19 protein-coding genes are annotated in these 19,687 nt (G+C 52.8%); 12 read left to right on the top strand and 7 right to left on the bottom strand.

Annotated features, from left to right (window positions below; all coding sequences use genetic code 11):
* Positions 1 to 17: 17 nt before the first annotated feature.
* Positions 18 to 1,076 (bottom strand): photosystem II D2 protein (photosystem q(a) protein), encoded by a 1,059-nt coding sequence (gene psbD, locus RHH81_RS07810; protein ID WP_206199695.1) that lies wholly within the window; start codon positions 1,074 to 1,076, stop codon positions 18 to 20.
* Positions 1,077 to 1,370: 294 nt separating this feature from the next.
* Here psbD and RHH81_RS07805 point away from each other — a divergent pair, with 294 nt between their 5' ends.
* Genes RHH81_RS07805 through tsaE form a run of 5 tightly spaced genes read left to right on the top strand, consistent with a single transcriptional unit; the run spans position 1,371 to position 4,943 of the window.
* Positions 1,371 to 2,147: a WecB/TagA/CpsF family glycosyltransferase gene (locus RHH81_RS07805; protein WP_206199694.1), complete on the top strand. Its 777-nt coding sequence runs from the start codon at positions 1,371 to 1,373 to the stop codon at positions 2,145 to 2,147.
* Positions 2,144 to 2,866, top strand: a complete 723-nt coding sequence (ftsE, locus tag RHH81_RS07800; RefSeq protein WP_225901530.1) for a cell division ATP-binding protein FtsE — start codon at positions 2,144 to 2,146, stop codon at positions 2,864 to 2,866. The genes RHH81_RS07805 and ftsE overlap by 4 nt, the downstream gene beginning before the upstream one ends.
* Positions 2,835 to 3,743, top strand: a complete 909-nt coding sequence (locus RHH81_RS07795; RefSeq protein WP_206199693.1) for an ABC transporter permease — start codon at positions 2,835 to 2,837, stop codon at positions 3,741 to 3,743. The genes ftsE and RHH81_RS07795 overlap by 32 nt, the downstream gene beginning before the upstream one ends.
* 48 nt (positions 3,744 to 3,791) lie before the next feature.
* Entirely contained in the window at positions 3,792 to 4,484 is a 693-nt protein-coding gene (gene bchM, locus RHH81_RS07790; RefSeq protein ID WP_206199692.1) for a magnesium protoporphyrin IX methyltransferase, read from the top strand.
* Positions 4,485 to 4,943 (top strand): tRNA (adenosine(37)-N6)-threonylcarbamoyltransferase complex ATPase subunit type 1 TsaE, encoded by a 459-nt coding sequence (gene tsaE, locus RHH81_RS07785; protein ID WP_206199691.1) that lies wholly within the window; start codon positions 4,485 to 4,487, stop codon positions 4,941 to 4,943. It abuts the gene before it with no gap.
* Here tsaE and trmFO read toward each other — a convergent pair.
* Both trmFO and RHH81_RS07775 read right to left on the bottom strand, forming a co-directional pair.
* Positions 4,846 to 6,219, bottom strand: a complete 1,374-nt coding sequence (trmFO, locus tag RHH81_RS07780) for an FADH(2)-oxidizing methylenetetrahydrofolate--tRNA-(uracil(54)-C(5))-methyltransferase TrmFO (RefSeq protein WP_310742860.1) — start codon at positions 6,217 to 6,219, stop codon at positions 4,846 to 4,848. The two genes, tsaE and trmFO, sit on opposite strands and share 98 nt — an antisense overlap.
* Positions 6,220 to 6,221: 2 nt before the next feature.
* Entirely contained in the window at positions 6,222 to 7,625 is a 1,404-nt protein-coding gene (locus RHH81_RS07775) for a cation:proton antiporter (protein WP_310742859.1), read from the bottom strand.
* 157 nt (positions 7,626 to 7,782) lie between these two features.
* On the opposite strand from RHH81_RS07775, the gene RHH81_RS07770 reads away from it, so the two are divergent.
* The 4 genes from RHH81_RS07770 to ndhM all read left to right on the top strand — a co-directional run bounded on the left by RHH81_RS07770 (position 7,783) and on the right by ndhM (position 10,940).
* Positions 7,783 to 8,466, top strand: a complete 684-nt coding sequence (locus RHH81_RS07770) for a response regulator transcription factor (protein WP_206199688.1) — start codon at positions 7,783 to 7,785, stop codon at positions 8,464 to 8,466.
* 46 nt (positions 8,467 to 8,512) lie between these two features.
* Positions 8,513 to 9,874 carry a CHASE3 domain-containing protein gene (locus RHH81_RS07765; RefSeq protein WP_310742858.1) on the top strand — a complete coding sequence of 454 codons (1,362 nt, stop codon included), beginning with the start codon at positions 8,513 to 8,515 and terminating at the stop codon, positions 9,872 to 9,874.
* A 140-nt stretch (positions 9,875 to 10,014) separates the two neighbouring features.
* Positions 10,015 to 10,353: a DNA-binding protein gene (locus RHH81_RS07760; RefSeq protein WP_315863022.1), complete on the top strand. Its 339-nt coding sequence runs from the start codon at positions 10,015 to 10,017 to the stop codon at positions 10,351 to 10,353.
* A gap of 251 nt (positions 10,354 to 10,604) precedes the next feature.
* Positions 10,605 to 10,940, top strand: a complete 336-nt coding sequence (ndhM, locus tag RHH81_RS07755; RefSeq protein ID WP_206199685.1) for a photosynthetic/respiratory NAD(P)H-quinone oxidoreductase subunit M — start codon at positions 10,605 to 10,607, stop codon at positions 10,938 to 10,940.
* Between the two features lie 265 nt (positions 10,941 to 11,205).
* On the opposite strand, the gene RHH81_RS07750 is transcribed toward ndhM, so the two are convergent.
* From RHH81_RS07750 to RHH81_RS07740, 3 genes are all read right to left on the bottom strand, one after another.
* Positions 11,206 to 11,376, bottom strand: coding sequence for a chlorophyll a/b-binding protein (locus RHH81_RS07750; RefSeq protein WP_011056299.1), 171 nt, complete (start codon positions 11,374 to 11,376; stop codon positions 11,206 to 11,208).
* Positions 11,377 to 11,491: 115 nt separating this feature from the next.
* Entirely contained in the window at positions 11,492 to 13,039 is a 1,548-nt protein-coding gene (locus tag RHH81_RS07745) for a serine/threonine-protein kinase (RefSeq protein ID WP_206199683.1), read from the bottom strand.
* Between the two features lie 167 nt (positions 13,040 to 13,206).
* Positions 13,207 to 13,725, bottom strand: coding sequence for a hypothetical protein (locus tag RHH81_RS07740; RefSeq protein WP_302676232.1), 519 nt, complete (start codon positions 13,723 to 13,725; stop codon positions 13,207 to 13,209).
* A 245-nt stretch (positions 13,726 to 13,970) separates the two neighbouring features.
* Here RHH81_RS07740 and RHH81_RS07735 point away from each other — a divergent pair, with 245 nt between their 5' ends.
* From RHH81_RS07735 to RHH81_RS07725, 3 genes are all read left to right on the top strand, one after another.
* Complete coding sequence (locus tag RHH81_RS07735) at positions 13,971 to 14,789, top strand: photosystem II manganese-stabilizing polypeptide (protein WP_206199681.1); 819 nt, start codon at positions 13,971 to 13,973, stop codon at positions 14,787 to 14,789.
* A gap of 13 nt (positions 14,790 to 14,802) precedes the next feature.
* Positions 14,803 to 16,395: an ABC transporter ATP-binding protein gene (locus RHH81_RS07730; RefSeq protein WP_310742857.1), complete on the top strand. Its 1,593-nt coding sequence runs from the start codon at positions 14,803 to 14,805 to the stop codon at positions 16,393 to 16,395.
* A gap of 107 nt (positions 16,396 to 16,502) precedes the next feature.
* Positions 16,503 to 18,389, top strand: a complete 1,887-nt coding sequence (locus tag RHH81_RS07725; protein ID WP_310742856.1) for a PhoX family phosphatase — start codon at positions 16,503 to 16,505, stop codon at positions 18,387 to 18,389.
* Here the strand turns inward: RHH81_RS07725 and RHH81_RS07720 are convergent.
* Positions 18,386 to 19,666: a putative peptidoglycan glycosyltransferase FtsW gene (locus RHH81_RS07720; protein WP_310742855.1), complete on the bottom strand. Its 1,281-nt coding sequence runs from the start codon at positions 19,664 to 19,666 to the stop codon at positions 18,386 to 18,388. The genes RHH81_RS07725 and RHH81_RS07720 overlap by 4 nt on opposite strands.
* Positions 19,667 to 19,687: the final 21 nt, after the last annotated feature.

The raw sequence follows: 19,687 nt of genomic DNA, 5'->3' as shown, positions 1-19,687 counted from the left end.
GAGGATACGATTAGGCTCTACAGAGCGTTACCACGGGGGAGTACCTCTTCTGGGAAGACAAAGTTTTCATGGGGTTGGTCTTGGGGCGCCATCCAAGCGCGAATGCCCTCGTTCAAGAGCAGGTTCTTCGTGTAGAACGTCTCAAACTCAGGGTCTTCCGCTGCCCGAATCTCCTGCGAAATAAAGTCGTAAGACCGCAGGTTCAACGCCAGACCCACCACGCCAATCGCACTCATCCACAGCCCCGTCACGGGCACAAACAACATGAAAAAGTGCAACCAGCGCTTGTTCGAGAAGGCAATGCCAAAAATTTGGCTCCAGAACCGGTTGGCCGTCACCATCGAGTAGGTCTCTTCCGATTGGGTGGGGCTAAAGGCACGGAAGGTGCTGGCGCCTTCGCCATCTTGGAAGAGGGTGTTCTCCACTGTGGCACCGTGGATGGCACACAACAGGGCACCGCCGAGCACACCGGCCACCCCCATCATGTGGAAGGGGTTCAAAGTCCAGTTGTGAAACCCTTGGAAGAACAGCAGGAAGCGGAAGATGGCAGCCACGCCAAAGCTGGGGGCAAAGAACCAACTGGATTGCCCCAAAGGATACATCAAGAAGACGCTGACAAAAACGGCAATGGGGGCACTGAAGGCAATGGCGTTGTAGGGACGGATGCCCACCAAGCGAGCAATTTCAAATTGCCGCAGCATGAAGCCAATGAGGCCAAAGGCGCCGTGGAGGGCGATAAAGGTCCACAGACCGCCCAGTTGGCACCAGCGGGTGAAGTCCCCTTGGGCTTCGGGACCCCAGAGGAGCAGGAGGGAGTGCCCCATGCTGTTGGCGGGGGTGGAAACGGCAACGGTGAGGAAGTTGCAGCCTTCGAGGTAGCTGGAGGCGAGGCCGTGGGTGTACCAAGAGGTCACAAAGGTGGTACCGGTCAGCCAGCCCCCGAGGGCAAGGTAGGCGCAGGGAAACAGCAGGATGCCTGACCAGCCGACAAAGACAAATCTGTCACGCTTGAGCCAGTCGTCGAGGATGTCAAACCATCCCCGTTCTGCTGGCGCTCGTCCAATTGCGATCGTCATAAAACTCAACTCCGAAAGGAAGTGATAAAGGCAGATTCGTGAGGTAGCTCAATGGGACGATAAGAGCCAAGTTTACGAATCTTAATAACGACTCTAATCTAGCAAAGGCGTTTTGTGGTTTTCAACAAGGCATATCCCGTGGGATGACCTTGTATATCCGATATAGCCCTTTTCCAGACGACGGGGATCCACTACTGAAGCGTTCTCCTGCCCATCACGCTGTTTTGCGCAGAGTGTTCACTTGCTGTGAAAAGGGCTGTAAGATACTCGGTGTTTCTTGTGCTCAATTTCCCTATGGGTTACCCCCTTGTGATGCCCACCATTCCCGCAAAAGTCTCAGTTTTCGGATTTCCCCTTCATTTGGTGGACAACGCTCCTGAGTGGCTGCTAATGCAACAGCGGGATGGCCATGGTCAGCACGTGATCACGCTCAATTCAGAGATGGTGATGCTGGCGGAGCGAACACCAGAGTTTGCTGATGTTTTACACCGTGCTGATTTGGTGATTCCCGATGGATCGGGGGTCATTCTCTACCTCAAGTTGCATGGCCTCTCGGTGCGCCGTCTGCCGGGGATTGAATTTGCCGAAGACCTCCTGCGACTTGCCAATGAGGCGCCCCAGCCCAAGCGGGTCTTCTTCTATGGGGCAGCGCCGGGGGTGGCAGAAAAAGTGGCTGAGCGCTGGCATCGAGAGTTGCCCAACCTGAACATTATTGGTGTGCAGTCAGGCTACCACGATGCCGATACAGAGGTTGCTCTCATTGAAACGCTAAAGGAGACACAACCCCACATTATTTTTGTGGCTTTGGGAGTTCCCCGTCAGGAATATTGGATTGATCGCCATCGTCACATTTGTCCAGAAGCGATTTGGGTTGGCGTGGGCGGTAGTTTTGATGTGTGGGCAGGGGTTAAAAAGCGAGCACCCAAGCTAATGCAAAAACTCCATCTAGAATGGCTCTACCGTCTGTATCAGGAACCGTGGCGCTGGCGGCGGATGTTGGCTTTGCCCCAATTTGCATGGAAGGCGCTTCTAAGTCGTTTGTATGGGCGACAGCGTTTCTCGTCCCGATGACAGCAGTGACCCCAGTGGTACCCCCCTGCGAACCCACCTCTGAGGGGGTAATCGTTGCAGAACTGTGGCAAGTCACGAAGTCCTTTGGTGGCACTTTGCCCTGCTTACATCGCGTCAATTTACAACTGCGACGGGGAGAGTTTTATTTTCTCACGGGTGCTTCGGGGTCGGGTAAATCTACCCTCTTAAAACTCCTCTGTGGCCAAGTTCGCCCAGATCAGGGCATAGTTCGCCTCTTTGGTGAGGAAGTCAATCCCCAACAGGATCGACGGATGGCACAGTTGCGGCGGCGCTTGGGGGTAATCTTTCAAGACTTTAAGCTGCTGGGCGATCGCTCCGTGGCAGACAATGTGGCTTTTGCGCTGCTGGTGCGCGGTATTCCCAAAGCAGAAATTCAGCAGCGGGTACAAACGGTGCTCAAACTGGTGGGCCTGAGCCACAAAGCCAATGCCAATCCCCAATCTCTATCGGGGGGAGAGCAGCAGCGGGTGAGCATTGCTCGGGCGATCGTTGGTGGGCCTGAGCTATTGCTGGCGGATGAACCCACGGGCAATCTGGATCCGCAAACCAGCCAGCAAATTCTTGCTCTGCTCCATCGCCTCCATCAACATGGGCTAACGGTTCTCTTTACCACCCATGACTTAGCCTTGACTCGCTTAGTCCCCCATCGGATTCTCCATTTGCACCATGGCAAACTTGAGTCCCTTACCCACCCTTGACTTTTTGCTTCCAGAAGTGCGCCGCAGTCTCTGGCGCGGTGGTTGGCTCAATGGCGCAGCCGTTATTGCTGTGGCCGTGACGCTCTTTATTTTTGGTTGGGGCTGGCAAGTGTCGCACCTCCTTGGCGCTAGTGTCGAGTCCTTGGGCAATCGGCTAGAAATTACGGCCTATGTGTCGCCTGAACTTCCCGCAGCCAAAGTGGCCAGCCTTAAGGAGCAGTTGGCGGCATTACCGGGGGTAGCCGACTTCACTTGGATTGATCGCGATCGCGCTTGGGCACAATTGCAAGCTGATTTAGGCCTCAAAAGTGAACAGGGTGGCTTAGCCCTCTTTGACACCAATCCCCTCAGCGATGAAATCAAGATCCGCGCCCAAAGCCTCGAACAGGTGGCTCCCCTAGCCAGCCAAATTGCCCAAAAGGAAGGCATTGAGTCGGTGCAGTATCTTGAGCGTGCCCTAACGGGTCTGCAAAGTGTGCAGCGGGTAGTGCGGGCAGTCACGTTCATTTTGGTGCTGCTCCTGAGTTTAACGGTAGTTGCCTTAGTGAGCGCCATTTTACGGTTGATTATCCTTGTGCGCCAACCTGAAATTGAGATCATGACATTGGTGGGCGCCACCCAAACTTGGATTTATACCCCCCTATTTATTCAAGCCGCTAGTCTAGGTGGCGGCGGTGGTTTACTGGCGTGGATAGTTGGCTGGGGCAGTAGTCAACAGCTTCAGCAGTGGTTAACCCAACAGGCCAGTTTTCGCGCCCTTGCCAGCAATGTTTCCCTTGAATGGTCGCTGGGCTTGGGGGTGTTCCTGATCATCATTGGGGTAATTTTGGGGCTAGTGAGTACCCGATTGGCACTGCCAACCACCTCTCAGCGGTAGGCGGCTATGCCACAATAAATGGGGCAATGACGATTGATTCTAAGGGCTATGGCACAATTTACGGCTGACGAGAAAGCAATTGTTCAAAATTATTTCAACACGACCGGCTTCGATCGCTGGCGGCGCATCTATGGCACGGATCAGGTCAGCAAGGTGCAAGCGGATATCCGCATGGGACACCAACAGACCATTGATACGGTACTAGCATGGCTCAAGGCTGATGGCTCCCTCAAGGGTAAACTCATTTGTGATGCGGGCTGTGGGGTTGGTAGTCTGAGCATTCCCCTTGCAGAATTGGGGGCACGGGTCTATGCCAGTGACATTTCCGAGAAGATGGTGGCCGAAGCCCGCGATCGCGCCGCTGCTCAATTGAATGGCCACCATGAACTCATCCTCAGTGTCAGTGATCTTGAAGTCCTGCGGGGACAATACCATACCGTCATCTGCCTTGATGTCCTCATCCACTATCCCGACAGCCAAATGGCAGGGATGCTAGCCCACTTGAGTTCCTTGGCGATGGAGCGACTGATCCTCAGCTTTGCCCCCAAAACACCAAAATATACGCTGCTGAAAAAAATTGGTGAATTCTTCCCCGGCTCCAGCAAGGCCACCCGTGCCTATCTCCACAGTGAGGAATTTATTGTGGGGATTTTGCGAGACTTGGGTTGGCGGATTGAACGCAATGCCATGACCAAAACCCGCTTTTACTTTTCGCGACTCCTAGAAGCAGTGCGCGCCTAGATGACGAACCTCAACCTCAGCTTGGCGGATCTGCAAGCCTTGGGGCGCCAGTGGGGGACATGGCTGCCGCCGGGGACAGTGCTCTTGTTAGCGGGGGATCTAGGGGCAGGGAAAACCACGTTTGTGCAAGCCTTGGGGGAGGGATTGGGCATTGCGGATGTCATCCAAAGCCCCACTTTCACGCTGATTCAGGAATACCCCGAAGGGCGTGTGCCCCTCTATCACTTTGATCTCTATCGCCTTACCCCTGCTGAAGTGGCGGAGTTGGCACCGGAACGTTATTGGCTTGGGGAAGAAATTGATCTCGGAATTGTTGCCATAGAGTGGCCCGATCGCCTGCCAACGCTACCCCCAGACTACCTTAGGCTCCAGCTTCAACGACAGCAGGATCGCACCTGTCTAACTCTAGAGGCTGTAGGGGCAGCGACATCGCTGTTGCCCAAATGCTTAAATCTTTGAGGGCGCGATCGCGATAAGCGGCATAGCGCAAGGCCTTTTGCCGAACGTTTTGCTCTAGGGGTGGCAGAATACCAAAGTTGGGGGGCATGGGCTGGAAGGTTTTGCTCTCCGCCGTACTGATGTAGTGGAAGAGGGCACCGGCCATCGTGGTTGGCGGCAATACCAAGGGTGGGAGTCCTTGTGCCAAGCGAGCCGCGTTCGTTCCTGCTAACCAGCCCCCCGCCGCTGCTGCTGTATACCCTTCGGTACCGGTAATTTGACCCGCCGCCAAGAGGGTGGGGCGATCGCGAAACTGGAGACTGGCACTCAACAACTTCGGCGCATTTAAGAAGGTATTGCGGTGCATCACCCCCATGCGCACAAACTCCGCCTGCTCTAAGCCCGGAATCATCCGAAACACCCGCTGTTGCTCCCCCCAGCGCAAATTGGTTTGAAAGCCCACCAAGTTCCACAGTTGACCATGGCGATCCTCTTGGCGCAGTTGTGCCACCGCATAGGGACGCTCTCCCGTACGCGGATCTCGCAAGCCCACGGGTTTCAAAGGTCCAAAGCGCAGCGTATCCACCCCCCGCCGCGCCAACTCCTCTACGGGTAAGCAAGCCTCAAAAAATTGAGCATTCTCACGCTCAAAGTCCTTCAAGGGTGCCTGTTCAGCTTCACAGAGAGCCTGCCAAAAGCGCTGATATTCCTCAGCAGTGAAGGGACAGTTGAGATAGGCTGCTTCCCCGCGGTCGTAGCGGGAGGCCAAAAAGGCCACCTCACGGTTAATGGACTCCCCAACCACAATTGGGCTGGCAGCATCGAAAAAGCTGAGGTAGTCCAGTCCGGTAAAGCGTTGGAGATCCGCACTCAGCGCCTCACTGGTAAGCGGCCCGGTGGCTAGCACGACAATCCCGGTCTCTGGCAAATGGGGGAGTTCTTCGCGCCGCAATGTCACAAGGGGATGCCGTTCGAGGGTTTCAGTCAACTCACCACTAAACTGGGCACGATCCACCGCTAGAGCACCGCCGGCAGGCACTTGATGGCGATCGGCAGTGGCAATAATCAACGACCCGAGGGCACGCAGTTCATGGTGCAATAACCCCGTGGCGCGATCGCTGGCCTTGGCACCAAAGGAATTACTGCACACCAACTCTGCCAACTCCGCCGTATGGTGAGCTGGACTAGGCACATGGGGGCGCATTTCATACAGCACCACCGGCACACCCGCTCGAACAATTTGCCAAGCCGCTTCTGTACCCGCTAGACCACCACCAATGACCGTAATCGGTTCCATTGCTATCCTTCTGGGGGAGACTCCACTGCAACTTCTGAGCTGGGTAACGCCTCTGAGTCTTCTACCTCTGGCTTGAAGACCAAGCGCAACAGGGGTGGCGCAACGAACGTGGTCACAATCACCATGACGATAATACCGGCATCTAGAGCCTTCGAGAGCACACCGCTGGCCGACCCCACAGCCGCAAAAATCAAACCCACTTCACCGCGAGGCACCATACCAATGCCAATGGCCCAACGGTTAATTCCCGGCTGGCCAAAGACCGTTGCCCCTGTTACCACCTTACCAAGAATGGCCACCAATACAAGGAACGAGGCAATGATCAGACCCGCACGATTGGCCGGTTCTAGGGGATTGAGAACGCTAATATCGGTGCGTGCGCCAACACAGACAAAGAAAACTGGCACTAGCATATCGGCAATGGGCAAAATCTGCTCCTCTAGCTCACGTCGTTTTTCCGTTTCCCCCAAGACTAAGCCAGCGGTAAAAGCACCGAGAATCGCTTCCAATTGCAGCATCACTGCCACATAACCAAGGACAAAGGCAAAGATAAGAGAGGGAATCAGTAAGTTGCCGCGCGTTGTCAGGCGATCGACCATTCCCAAAAAGAAGGGACTCAGCAGCCGCCCCACGACAACAGACCCCACCAAAAAGACTACAGAGCTAATGATCAAGTAGATCACATTGCTAATCTCGACCGTGCCCGTTTTGGCTAGACTGGCCACCACTGCCAGCACAATAATGCCGAGAATATCATCGAGAACGGCTGCCCCAATGATGATTTGACCTTCCGGAGAAGTAAGACGTTGAATTTCGGCAAGGACTTTGGCTGTGATGCCAATACTGGTTGCCGTCAGAGCCGCCCCTGCAAAGATGGCCGGTACCAAGTCCACATGAAACAGCGTCACGAGGCCAAGGGTTCCTGCTGTAAAGGGAACCACCACCCCGCCCACAGCAACGATAGCTGCCTGCGGCCCCACCCTCAGCAAACCCTCTAGATCGGACTCCAAGCCAATCTCAAAGAGCAGGATCATGACACCAATTTCTGAGAGGACGGCAATGACCTCACTGGCAGTATTGGCAACCACCGTAGCCAGCGGGTCATCCATACCGGTGGTCTGCTGAATAAACGCCGTCAGCACAGAGGGCTCAGTGGTTCCCCCTTCGGAAAAGACCAACAGGTGCAAGACCGAAATACCAACCACCACACCGCCCACCAGCTCACCCAACACCGGTGGAAAGTTAATGCGGGCACAAATTTCACCGCCCATTTTGCTCGCCAAGTAAATCACCACCAGACTCAGTAAAACAGCGGCCAAAATTAAAGGTGCTGCTTCCGCCAAGTTCACTGATTCTGCTGCCGCATTGGCAAAAAAGGGTTCAAACAGTAGCGCTATCAAAGGCATAGAAGCAAAGGCTCAAAACTCTTTAACTCAGTTAAGCATGCCTTCCCCTTTTGCTCAACCTGCCTCTGGCCTGAACCGAATCCTATTTCTTTCTGTCTAAACTAGGTTGGATTTCAGTCGGTTTATCATCGTTTTTTATAGCAGCGGTCACTCGATCATGCGCATTCTCTTTGTCGAAGATGACCCCCAGCAGCGACAGCCCATTTGCCTAGCACTGCAGCGGCAGGGCTACACCGTTGATACTGCACCCGATTTGAAAACAGCCTACTGGTTAATCCATGAGGTGGATTATGAATTGCTCATTTTAGATTGGCTTTTACCCGATGGTGAAGGCACACAGCTGTGTCGCTATTACCGCCAGCAGCAAAAAACTGCGCCAATTGTCTTTCTTACCGCAAAGGACACGACGGCGGATAAAGTCACTGGCTTAGATGTGGGTGCCGATGATTATCTCATTAAGCCCGTGGATCTATTGGAATTATTGGCACGCATCCGCGCCCTGCGGCGGCGATCGCCCCTCTGGCAGGGGGATGAACTAACCCTTGAGGGATTAACTCTCCACCTAGAGACTCGGAAGTTGAGCTATCAAGGTGTGGAAATTCAGCTTAAAAGTCGAGATTTTCAGTTGCTCAGCTACCTGATGCGCCATCCACGCCAAGTTCTCAGCTGCCAGCAAATTGAAAGTCAACTCTGGGAATGGGATAAATCCCCTGAGAGTAATGCGGTTGCTGTGCGAGTGAAACGGCTGCGGGAGCAATTGAAGCAACTGGGTGTAGAGCATTGGCTCAAAACCCACTATGGTAGTGGTTATTCCTTGAATCCCCAGCAAAATGTTTCTTAGGAAAGTAGTTGGATCAATTCGCTATCGTGCTGGCTTAATTATTGCCATGCCGATTATCTTTCTGTTCATTATTGTCGCGTCATTTATATGGTTGAAGCTAAACCTAATTGAAGATGATGAATGGGTGTTGCATACGCAAAAAGTACGACTAGAAACGCAAAAACTACTTAACTTACTGCTGGACTTGGAAACGGGTGTGCGTGGCTATAGCCTGACAGGCAGTCACCGCTTTCTGCAACCTTACATTGCGGCAAAATCTCGCATTGTTCCATCATTGGAAAAAATTAGAGAGCTGGTACAGGATAATCCTGAGCAACTTAAGGCTTTAGACTCAATCGAGGAAACCCTTCAGCAAAACATTCAGATTTTTGATCGTTATGTGTATTCAGAAAATTTTGCATCTATGACTCATTTAGTCAGTAAATCCAACCAAGAGCAGAATATTGATTGGAATAAAAGTCGGATTTTAATGGAAAGAGCACGGCAAAGCATTTACGAATTTTATAAAAATGAGGAGGTGCTGTTGGGCGATCGCCGGGGGCACCAAATTGAGTATCGAGAATTGGCATGGTCAATTATAATTGCTGCTGCCGTGATTGGTGGTATTGCTAGCTTACTCTCTGTTCGCTTGTTTTATCAGCTGGTTGCAGAACTAGAATCGCGCGAAAATTCCCTTAGGGAAAATAATGAAAAACTATCTGTTGTTTGTCATCAGCTTCAACGATTTACAGCCAATGCTTCCCATGAGCTAAGGGCACCTTTATCAGCAATTTTAAGTAATAGTCAACTGGCTCTAATGATCTTAGAAGAAGAGCTGCAAGATGACAGTGAATCCTTTACAACTGTGCAGCAAAACTTAAACAACATCTGCCAGATTGCAAAACAAATGGCCAATTTAGTCAGCGATCTGCTGTTTTTGGCTCGCCATGAAGGTCAGTTGGCCAATTGCCAATCGTTTAATGCCCATGCGCTGATTAAGGAATTAGCTGAAGAGTGGCAGCAGCCCATGGATGACCAAGGGATTACATTTGTGGTTCAACTCCCTGAATTGCCCATCATGGTAAAGGGTGACTTTTTGCTGCTCAAGCAAGCAATTGCAAATCTTTTGAGGAATGCCTGCGCCTATACCCCCCAAGGTGGCAAGGTGAAATTGGCAACTCAGTCAACGGAGCGCGAGGTTCAAATTGCTGTTGTGGATACGGGGATCGGCATTCCAGAAGCCGCGCTGCCCCATGTCTGCGATCGCTTTTATCGCATTCATCAAGGTCAGAAACAACCGCAGGGCTTTGGTTTGGGGCTAGCGATCGTCAAACAAATTGTTGATGCTCATCAAGGACAGCTGCAAATTCACAGTCGCGTGGGGGAGGGAACAACGGTGACCATTACCTTACCCCCAAGCGGACGTTGACGGACGTTGACATAGTTCTGTCATTTTTTTTCCTTAATCTAGGGATTGAAGCATTGAGGACACAGAAGATGGTTAGGAAGTATTTATGGGCTTTGGGTATGTCTCTTTTTGTAGGTACTACGGGCGTTTTGATGCCACCGATGGCTCAAAGTGTTGCCCAGTCGGTAACTCCGATTCGTAATTTAGGCAATGTCTATGGCATTACCATTCGCGGCACCGTACGCAGTGCGGTTGGCAATCATTTCATTCTCGACGATGGCACGGGTCAAGTCATTGTGGATGCCGGTCCCCGTTGGTTTCACCAAATCAATCTCCAGCCCGGCGAAACCGTTACAGTTGTCGGCAAATATGATGATTATGACTTTGACGCCTTTCGCATTACCCGCGCCAATGGCGAGGTGATTAACATTCGTCCCCATGGTGGACCTCCCCCCTGGGCGGGTGGCCGGCGACGCTGGGAGCAACGACAGGCACGTTAGGAGGAAGCCCGTTACCACATAGGCGGCTGGGAAATTTTGTGAGGTAGCTAAAAATCTGGATGGATAGAGGGGGCAATTGCCCCTTTTATGTTCAGCTTTTAGCGATCGCTAGCCAAAATCAGCCTAGAATCCAGCCTAGTTCTATTACGGATTCTTGGGTTAAGGCATGAGTTTTTCGAAACTTTCCGCGCAAGGATTCTTGGTATAGTATAAGCGTTTACGAACTACGGTTCACTCGTCATTGGTTAGCCATGCTACTGAAGTCTACAACACGCCACGTTCACATCTATGCCGGCCATGTGGTTGATGGGGAAGTTCATCCTGATACAGAAACGCTGACGCTGAATGTGGATCCCGATAACGAGTTGGAGTGGAACGACGCCGCCCTAGCGAAGGTGGAAGCCAAATTTCAGGAGTTGGTGGCAAATGCCGCTGGCGAGGACTTGACGGAATATAATCTGCGGCGCATTGGCTCGGACTTGGAGCATTTTATTCGCTCTTTGCTGATGCAGGGGGAAATTGGCTACAACCTCAACAGTCGTGTGCGCAACTACAGTCTGGGGATTCCTCGTGTGAATCACTCCTAGATTTATTCGATTTATTCATACTCAATTGCGGATTATTTAACAGGTACTTTGACAGCGGCATTTCCCGCTACAGTCCTGACCTATTGGGATGGATAGAGGGAGTACAATCCTCTCTGCTAGTCGCTTTCACGGTTTTGAAGGTGTGCTCTCTTTGTGAAAGGCGCTGTGTTTGCCTTGTAGTACCGCTGAATTGGCCAAAAAAAAGAGGCCATTACTGACCTCAAAATGACACTTTGACCGCTGAAAATTGGGAGAGAGTTAAGGTCTAGAGGAGACCCCAGAAGTGAAGCACGCCTTGTTTGGTGATCAGTTCTGTGAGTAGCGCCGCCACAAAGCCGATCATGGCGAGGCGACCGTTCCAAATTTCAGCTTGGGGGGTGAATCCAAAGACCCATGCGTTGCGATCTTCAGCTTTGATGGTTTTGGTATCTTCCATGGTTTTGACTCCTGATCGAACCCTGTACCCTCACTGTAACAATTCTTTACTAATTCCGCAACATCTCTTAATATATTTTTCTCTATTGCTGTCCTAGAGGGCGATCGCAATATCCCTAATCAATGACTGTGGCCATCTTCACGTTCTCCAGCTTGGCGAGGATTTGCGGCTTGTAGTTTTCAAACTCTGCTTTGAGGAGATTACGGCTCACAATCGCTGGGGCAGAACTGGGCAAGCTTTTACTGGTTTGCAGCCAATCCCGTAGCAGTTGCCGCTGGAAGGTAGCGATCGTAAACATGCGGACATTGATGCAGTGTTGCGGATCCTCAAGGGAGAAAAAGAGCAGCGGATAGTAGCCGGTCTCCGAGAGCAAAACGCAGAGTTCTTGGTTGCGTGGCAGTTTCATATCCAAATAACAGGGCAACCAGCGGGGCCCTTGCTTGGGATCGTAGATGGCAGTAATCCAGAGGATCATCGGGTGGGGACTGGTGGTAAAGAGAAACTGGTTGTAGCGAATATTGAGCATGCGCCGATCAATTTCTGGGCGAGGCAGCATCACCCACAGCGAGGCGGCTGATTCCCGCTGTGCATACAAAGGCATCGGAAAGACAATTTCCGCTACGGGTTTATCGGCAGGCCAAACACTTTGCCAGCAGACTTCTTCAACCGTTGCAAGGGCAACAGGCGGTTGAGACTGGCGTTCTGAGGGTTGAGAGACTTTTGCAGCGACCTCTACCCCCGGCTGGGTGACTCGACTACTCCCAAACTGTTCCTCAAGGGCTGTTAAGACCTTGATAATTTCACCGACGTTTTGGGGGCGATCGCTGGGGGACTTGGCCATGCAGGCCATGATCAGTTCCTCAAGGACAGGAGGAAGATACAACCCTGGACTGGCCACATTGAAGGGCACTGGCTTTTGGAAGTGGTGTGCCTTAAACCAACTGCCAATGGAGTGGGTGTCCGCCTGAATGGGCATCTTGCCGGTGAGTAGCTCATACATGGTGATGCCAAGACTGTAGATATCCGAGCGGTGATCCAACTCTCGCCCTTCAATTTGCTCTGGGGAACAGTAGGCCAAAGTGCCCATAAACGACGAGGTTTGCCTTTTTTCAGAGACATCCCCCAAAAATTTGGCAATCCCAAAATCCAATAGCTTCGCAAGTTCCCCCATCGTGCCATCCTGAATCACAAGGACGTTGCTAGGTTTAATGTCACGGTGAATAATGGGGCATTTTTGGCCTTCGATGATAATTCCCTCATGGGCTACCTGCAGACCAAGGCACATATGGCGTGCAATTCGCAGAAATCGGCTTAAGGGCAGGGGTTCTTCTAGGAGCAAATCACTGAGGTTTTCGCCTTCCAAAAATTCCATGACGTAGAAGGGAATTTCCTCGTTGTTCATGCCGTAGTCGAGCACCCGCACCACGTGCATACTTTTCTGACCGAGGAGAGCACCCGCGCGCGCTTCTTGGGCAAAGCGGGTTTTCATGCGATCGTTGAGCAGGGTTTGCGACAGGAATTTAACGGCAACCGGAACGCCGCCAAGGAGAATGTCCTCTGCCCGATACACCCGTCCCATTGAGCCTTTGCCAATCAGCTCCGTCAGCTGGTACCGATTCATCAGAATTTGGCCAATGTTGGTATCGCGGTGCGGTTCTGACATAGTTGCCTCAAGGGGAAATCGGCTGGCGAGGTCGCAAACAGGGAAGCATTGTGTTGCTAGGTCGCTATGGTTATACGTCTATTATCTCTAGAGTCTTTAGGTTCTGTTTGATCCATTGGGGCGATCGCTCTCCCCTAATCCATAGTTTCTTAAGCCTTTTTAGGGTTCTAAGCATTAGGAACGCCTAACCAAGACATCAATGACGAACTGGTAATCTGAATCTCTTTATCGAGATCGGGAACGGGAATAAAGACCACACCGCCACTACAGGAAATTTCCCCCACCGATCGCCACTGATTCGCGGTATAGATATGGACATAATTAACTGCGCCCCGTCGCCAACTGCGCCACATCTCACTGGCAGCACAATCATAGAGTTGATAGCCTTCGGGAATGGCGGCACGGGTAAAGGGCACCAGTTGTGCCTTATTTTGAGCGAGATCAGGGAAGAATGATCCATGGGTCAATGCTTGTCGCAAAGATTCCCACGCATCGCAGTAGCGCTTGACCATGATCTGCGGTTGACCATTCTCACTTTTGCCCGTGGCAATGACGCCCGCTTTGTTGTCCACCAGTTGCCAAGTCCCTAAAACCGATTCAATGCGATAGTTGGGATTTGAGGCAAGGCTCTCAGCCCCATTGACAACATCGGCAACAAAAACAGCAAACAACTCGCTGTCATCCATGAACTCACTCCCGATCCTGCTTTTTTATAGTTTACTTTGCCGCTCCAGTCGGAGAGAGGTCGGTCATTGTTTTTGCTCTTGTGAAATTAAAATATCTGCGAAAATTTCCTTTCTGAGGCGATCGCAAAGCTCCGTATAATCATGGATTGATAAGGTAGTTGCATGGCTGCCTTCACTGGACTCTTACGCAGGGGTATCTCCCACACTCTGACTGCTTTGAGATGCTTTGACTTCTGAGGTTAACCATGAAATATCGCATTTTAATGGCGACGCTGCTGGCGGTATGTTTAGGGATTTTTTCCTTGAGCGCCCCCGCCTTTGCCGCAAAACAGACTTTAACCTATGACGATATTGTCGGCACTGGTCTGGCCAACAAGTGCCCCACGCTTGATGATACGGCACGCGGTGCCTACCCCATTGATAGCTCCCAAACCTATCGCATTGCCCAACTGTGCTTACAGCCCACGACATTTTTGGTCAAGGAAGAGCCTAAGAACAAACGCCAAGAGGCCGAATTTGTCCCCACAAAACTGGTGACCCGCGAAACCACGAGCCTGGATCAAATTCAAGGGGAACTCAAGGTCAACAGCGATGGCAGCCTCACGTTCATAGAAGAGGATGGGATTGATTTCCAACCAGTGACCGTGCAAATGCCCGGTGGCGAGCGTATCCCACTGCTGTTTACAGTGAAAAACTTGGTGGCGAGCACTCAGCCCAACATTACTAGCATCACCACTTCAACGGATTTCAAAGGGGAATTCACCGTTCCTTCCTACCGCACTGCCAACTTCCTCGATCCCAAAGGACGGGGCTTGGCCTCTGGTTATGATTCGGCGATCGCCATTCCCCAAGGTAAAGAAGAAGAGCTGGCTCGTGCCAACGTCAAACGCTTCTCCTTGACCAAGGGTGAAATTTCTCTGAATGTGGCGAAAGTGGATGGCCGCACGGGTGAAATTGCTGGCACCTTTGAAAGTGAGCAACTCTCCGATGATGATATGGGTGCCCACGAACCTCACGAAGTGAAAATTCAAGGGGTCTTTTACGCCCGCATCGAACCTGCCTAGGATCGACCAGCCCATGGCGACTCTTTTAGAACTCAGGGAACTGCGGGTCGCCTACCCTACAACGGAGACATCATCTGCTGCAACATTCGTGGTGGATGGTGTTTCTTTTTGTGTGGCCGCTGGGGAGCGGTTTGGCTTAGTGGGGGAGTCAGGTTGTGGCAAATCCACGATTGGTAAGGCCATTTTGCAATTATTGCCGACTGGGTCACAGGTTGCTGGGGAGATCGCCCTTCAGGGGCAATCCCTTTTGGGGCTGACCACTTCCCAATTGCGGCGACTGCGGGGCGAGCAAATTGGTTTGGTCTTTCAAGATCCGATGACGCGCCTCAATCCCCTCATGAGCGTCTATGACCACTGCGATGAGCTATTGCGGAGTCATTGCTCTGCTTGGAGTCGCTCCCAACGGCGGCAGCGCATTGTTGAGGTGTTGGATCGGGTGAAAATTTCGGCCAATCGCCTGCATCAGTATCCCCATGAGTTGAGTGGCGGGATGCGTCAACGGGTGGCGATCGCCCTTGCGTTGCTCTTGAACCCACCCCTGATCATTGCCGATGAACCAACAACGGCGCTAGATGTGACTGTCGCGGCGGAAATTCTCGATGAACTCACGCGCCTGTGCCAAGAGGAGCAGCGAGGACTGCTGCTGATTTCCCACGATCTGGCATTGATGGCCAAGTATTGCGATCGCCTTGCGGTCATGCACCAAGGCAAGATTGTTGAACGGGGAGCGGCTCGTCAAGTGCTGCAACAGCCCCAACACCCCTATACCCAGTCCCTACTTGCGGCCACCCAACTCACCGCTAAAGAAACCCCACCCTTGGACACTGCCCCAGAACTGCTGCGGGTTCACAATTTACAGCGGCACTACCGCTTGGGGGGATGGCTACAACCGCAAACCACGATTCGAGCGGTAGATGGCATCGATCTGACGTTGCGCCGGGGAGAAACCCTTGGCCTTGTGGGCGAATCTGGCTGTGGTAAAAGTACGCTCTCGCGCTTGATTCTGCAACTGATTCCCGCCAACGCCGGTGAAGTGGTCTTTTTGGGGCGCAATTTAACTCAATTACCCGCGGCACAACTGCGCCCAGTCCGCCGCGATCTGCAAATGATTTTCCAAGACCCCCATGCCTGCCTTAATCCCAAAATGACCGTGGAGCAAAACTTGCTGGAGCCACTGCTAATTCATCGGCTGATGGCCAAAGAGGCTGCCCAAGAACGGGTACGCGAGATGCTGGCACAGGTGGAATTGACCCCCCCTGAAGCCTATGTTCATCGCTATCCCTATGCCCTATCGGGGGGACAACGCCAACGGGTGGCGATCGCCCGTGCCCTGATTACCCATCCCCAACTGGTGGTCTGTGATGAGCCGGTGAGCATGCTCGATGCCCATATTCAACGCCAGGTGCTGGCACTGATGCAGCAGTTAAAAGAACAATTCCAACTCACGTATCTCTTTATCACCCACGATCTGGGGGTCGCCCGCTATTTTTGCGATCGCATTGCCGTCATGTACGCTGGCAAGATTGTTGAACTGGCGCCCACCGCCCAATTGTTTGCCCAGCCGCAACATCCCTACACGCAAAAATTGCTGGCCGCTGCTCTGTAGCTGGTCTTAACCACTTTTCCCCCATTTCTTAGGCAAACCCTAACCCAACTTCCCTAAGTTATAAACTGGCTGCCCACAGTGGATGAATTTGGAACGAGATACGCTTCATGGCTGAATATTTTGGTGATCTGTTACCCCGTGTCCTAAGCCGACGCACCGTACTAAAAACTGCTCTTTTTGGCGCGGCGGGTTTAACCCTTGCAACCCTGACCAAAGGGTGTGCCACTGCACCGGCTTTAGGCTTTCCAACGATTTACCCCAACACCGACGATAAAATTACGCTGCCTGAGGGCTTTGAGCATGGCGTCGTGATTCGCTGGGGCGATGCCCTCGATGGTGGTGAAAACTTGAATTGGAATCGCATTCACCAAACAGTCACCGCAGCTGATGTCCAGCGGCAGCAGCAGTGCTTTGGCTACAACTGTGATTTTGTTGGCTATCAGACCACACCCGATGGCAAGCATTTGCTCGTTGTGAATCATGAATACACCAATCCCGAACTCATGTTTCAAACGGTGGGCGATCGCCCCAATCAATGGCAAGCCGCACTCCAGCGGGAAGCCCATGGCCTCTCCATTGTCGAGATTGCCAAAAACGCCAATGGTGGCTGGCAATATGTGAAAGCCTCGCCCTACAACCGCCGAATCACAGGTTCAACGCCCTGCGAAATTTCTGGCCCTGCCAAAGGCCATGCCCTTTTGAAGACGGCTGCGGATCCCACGGGGACACGGGTGAATGGCACCCTCAATAACTGCGCAGCGGGCAAAACCCCTTGGGGCACGGTACTCACCTGCGAGGAAAACTTCCATAGCTATTTTGGCGGCAGTGATAGCAACCTGACGGGCATGGTGAAGGAGCTACATAAGCGCTATGACATTCCCAATGAGCGAGCCGATCGCTATGGCTTTTATCTCTATGAAGATCGCTTCAACATCGCGAAGGAACCCCAAGAGGCCTTTCGCTTTGGCTGGGTTGTGGAAGTGGATCCTCTTTCTCCGGATCGCGCCCCCATTAAACGCACAGCCCTAGGACGGTTTCGCCATGAGGCGGCGACAACGGTGATTGCCCCCGATGGTCGAGTTGTGGTGTATATGGGTGATGATGAACGCTTTGAGTATGCCTACAAATTCATTACCAAGGGCAAGTACCAAGCCAACGATCGCGCCGCCAATTTGAATCTGTTGGATGAAGGGGAACTGTACGTTGCTCGCTTTAATGACGATCTAACGGGTGAATGGCGAGCGATCGCCCGCGTTGAGGGCAGTACAATTAGCCCCAACCCCAATCTGCCCACAGCCTTCCAACAGGATCCTGCCCTGTGTTTTATTTACACCCGCGCCGCCGCCGATGCCCTAGGGGCAACAAAAATGGATCGACCCGAGGACTTTGAGTGGAATCCGGTCACCAAAAGTGTTTGGCTGGCGCTGACCTACAACGAGAAACGGAAGGCTAAGGCCACGGATGGCGCCAACCCGCGTCCTGAAAATGTGATGGGGCATGTGATTGAAATGATTGAGCAGGGCAATAACCCAACCGCCTTGCAGTTTCAGTGGCGTTTACCTTTGCTTTGTGGAGATCCCTCCGCCCCAGAGAAGAACCGCCAGTTAGTGCTGTATGGTGAACCCACCAACGCAGAGGTACCGCCAATCTCAGCACCGGATAACTTGACCTTCGATCGCGCCGGCAATGTCTGGATTGCCACCGACGGGAACCCAGGATCAAGCCGCCTTGGCAAAAATGACGGCGTTTATGTCCTCAATCCACAGCGCCGCGAACTGAAGATGTTCCTCTCTGGCGTGCCCGGCTGTGAAATTTGTGGGCCAGAGTTTAGTAGTGACTACCGCACCTTTTTCTGCGCGATCCAGCATCCGGGGGAAGGGGCAAAATCCACGGCTGATCTGTCAACACGCTGGCCCTATGGAGAAGAAGTGGTCGTGCCTCGGCCTGCCGTGATTGCCGTGTGGCGCTCAGATGGCCGGGAAGTGTCAGCCTAGGGTTTGCGGGAAGAATAGCGATTGATCCCTTCAGGACGCAGGGGAACTACGGGAGCAGCCCGGCGGCGGTGGGTTCTAGACGTTTTGGCGCGAGTGTTTGTGGCAGCGGGGAAGGCAATCACCTCTGCCTGCTGTCCTTCACGGGCACAGCGAATCAACAGGCCAGCGATCGCCATACTGGCCATAATTGAGCTACCGCCATAGCTAAAGAGGGGAAAGGGTAATCCTGTTGTCGGTAGGATACCAATGGCGACACCTATATTAATCAAGGCCTGTAGGAGTATGATCACCGTTGCCCCCAAGGCAATGAGCTGGATCAGGGGATCCCGCGCCTGATTCACCACCCGCATTCCCAGCCAACCGTAGGCCGCCAGCAGTCCTAGGAGCAAGAGGCACCCCAATAGCCCCATTTCCTCGGCATAGACCGCAAAAATAAAATCCGTGTGCTGGATGGGCAAATACGAGAGCTTTTGCTGTGAAAAGCCATAGCCCGTGCCCAAAACGCCCCCCGAAGCAACCGCCAAGAGACTCTGCACCAGTTGGTAGCCATCCCCCATCGCATCCGCCCAAGGGTTGAGGAAGGACATCACCCGCCGCCGTTGATACTCGTTAATGCTGATGCTGAGGACTGCCAAGCCCAAGCCACTCATGGCTGTTAACAGCAGGGGCGCCAAGGGTAAACCTGCACCCAAGGCAATGAGCCACAATGTCATGCCGCAGAGGGCGGTGGTACTGAGGTTGGGTTGAATTAAAATTCCTAGCAGCGTCACGGCAAAGGCCGTTAACCAAAAACAGCGTGCCTTGAGATGCAGCCGCCGCCACGAACTAAACACCCAAGCGGCTTGCAGGACTAAAAAAGGCTTCATCATCTCCGAGGGCTGGAGTTGAAAAGGACCAAGACTAATCCAGCGGGTGGCGCCCATCACCGTTGTCCCGACCCCCGGTAGGCGTGTTGCCCAGATCAGCAGCAGAAACAAAAAGAACCCTGGAATGGCCATCTGGAGCGATCGCCGCAGGGGTAGTCGTAGAAACAATTGAAACCCTGCCCAGCCAAGGGCAAGCCACAGCAACTGGCGCGTAAAGTAGTACAGCCCATCCCCTGTTTCGGCCAAACCGACGGGAAAACTAGCGGAAAAGAGGACGACTAAACCAAGGGCAATCCAGACAAGGGTCAACCAATGGAGCAATCGCGCTTCCAGTGTCCACTGCTGCAGGTCGCCAACCGCTTCGCTGCGCCGCAGGCGATCGCCAAAGGGGAGAAAACGCCACCAACTCACGCTTAGATGACCCTCACTGGC

The organism is Thermosynechococcus sp. PKX95, assembly GCF_031583295.1.
Classification (GTDB): Bacteria; Cyanobacteriota; Cyanobacteriia; order Thermosynechococcales; family Thermosynechococcaceae; genus Thermosynechococcus.
Note: the sequence above shows the minus strand (reverse complement) of the source record. Positions and strands in the feature narration are given on the sequence as shown.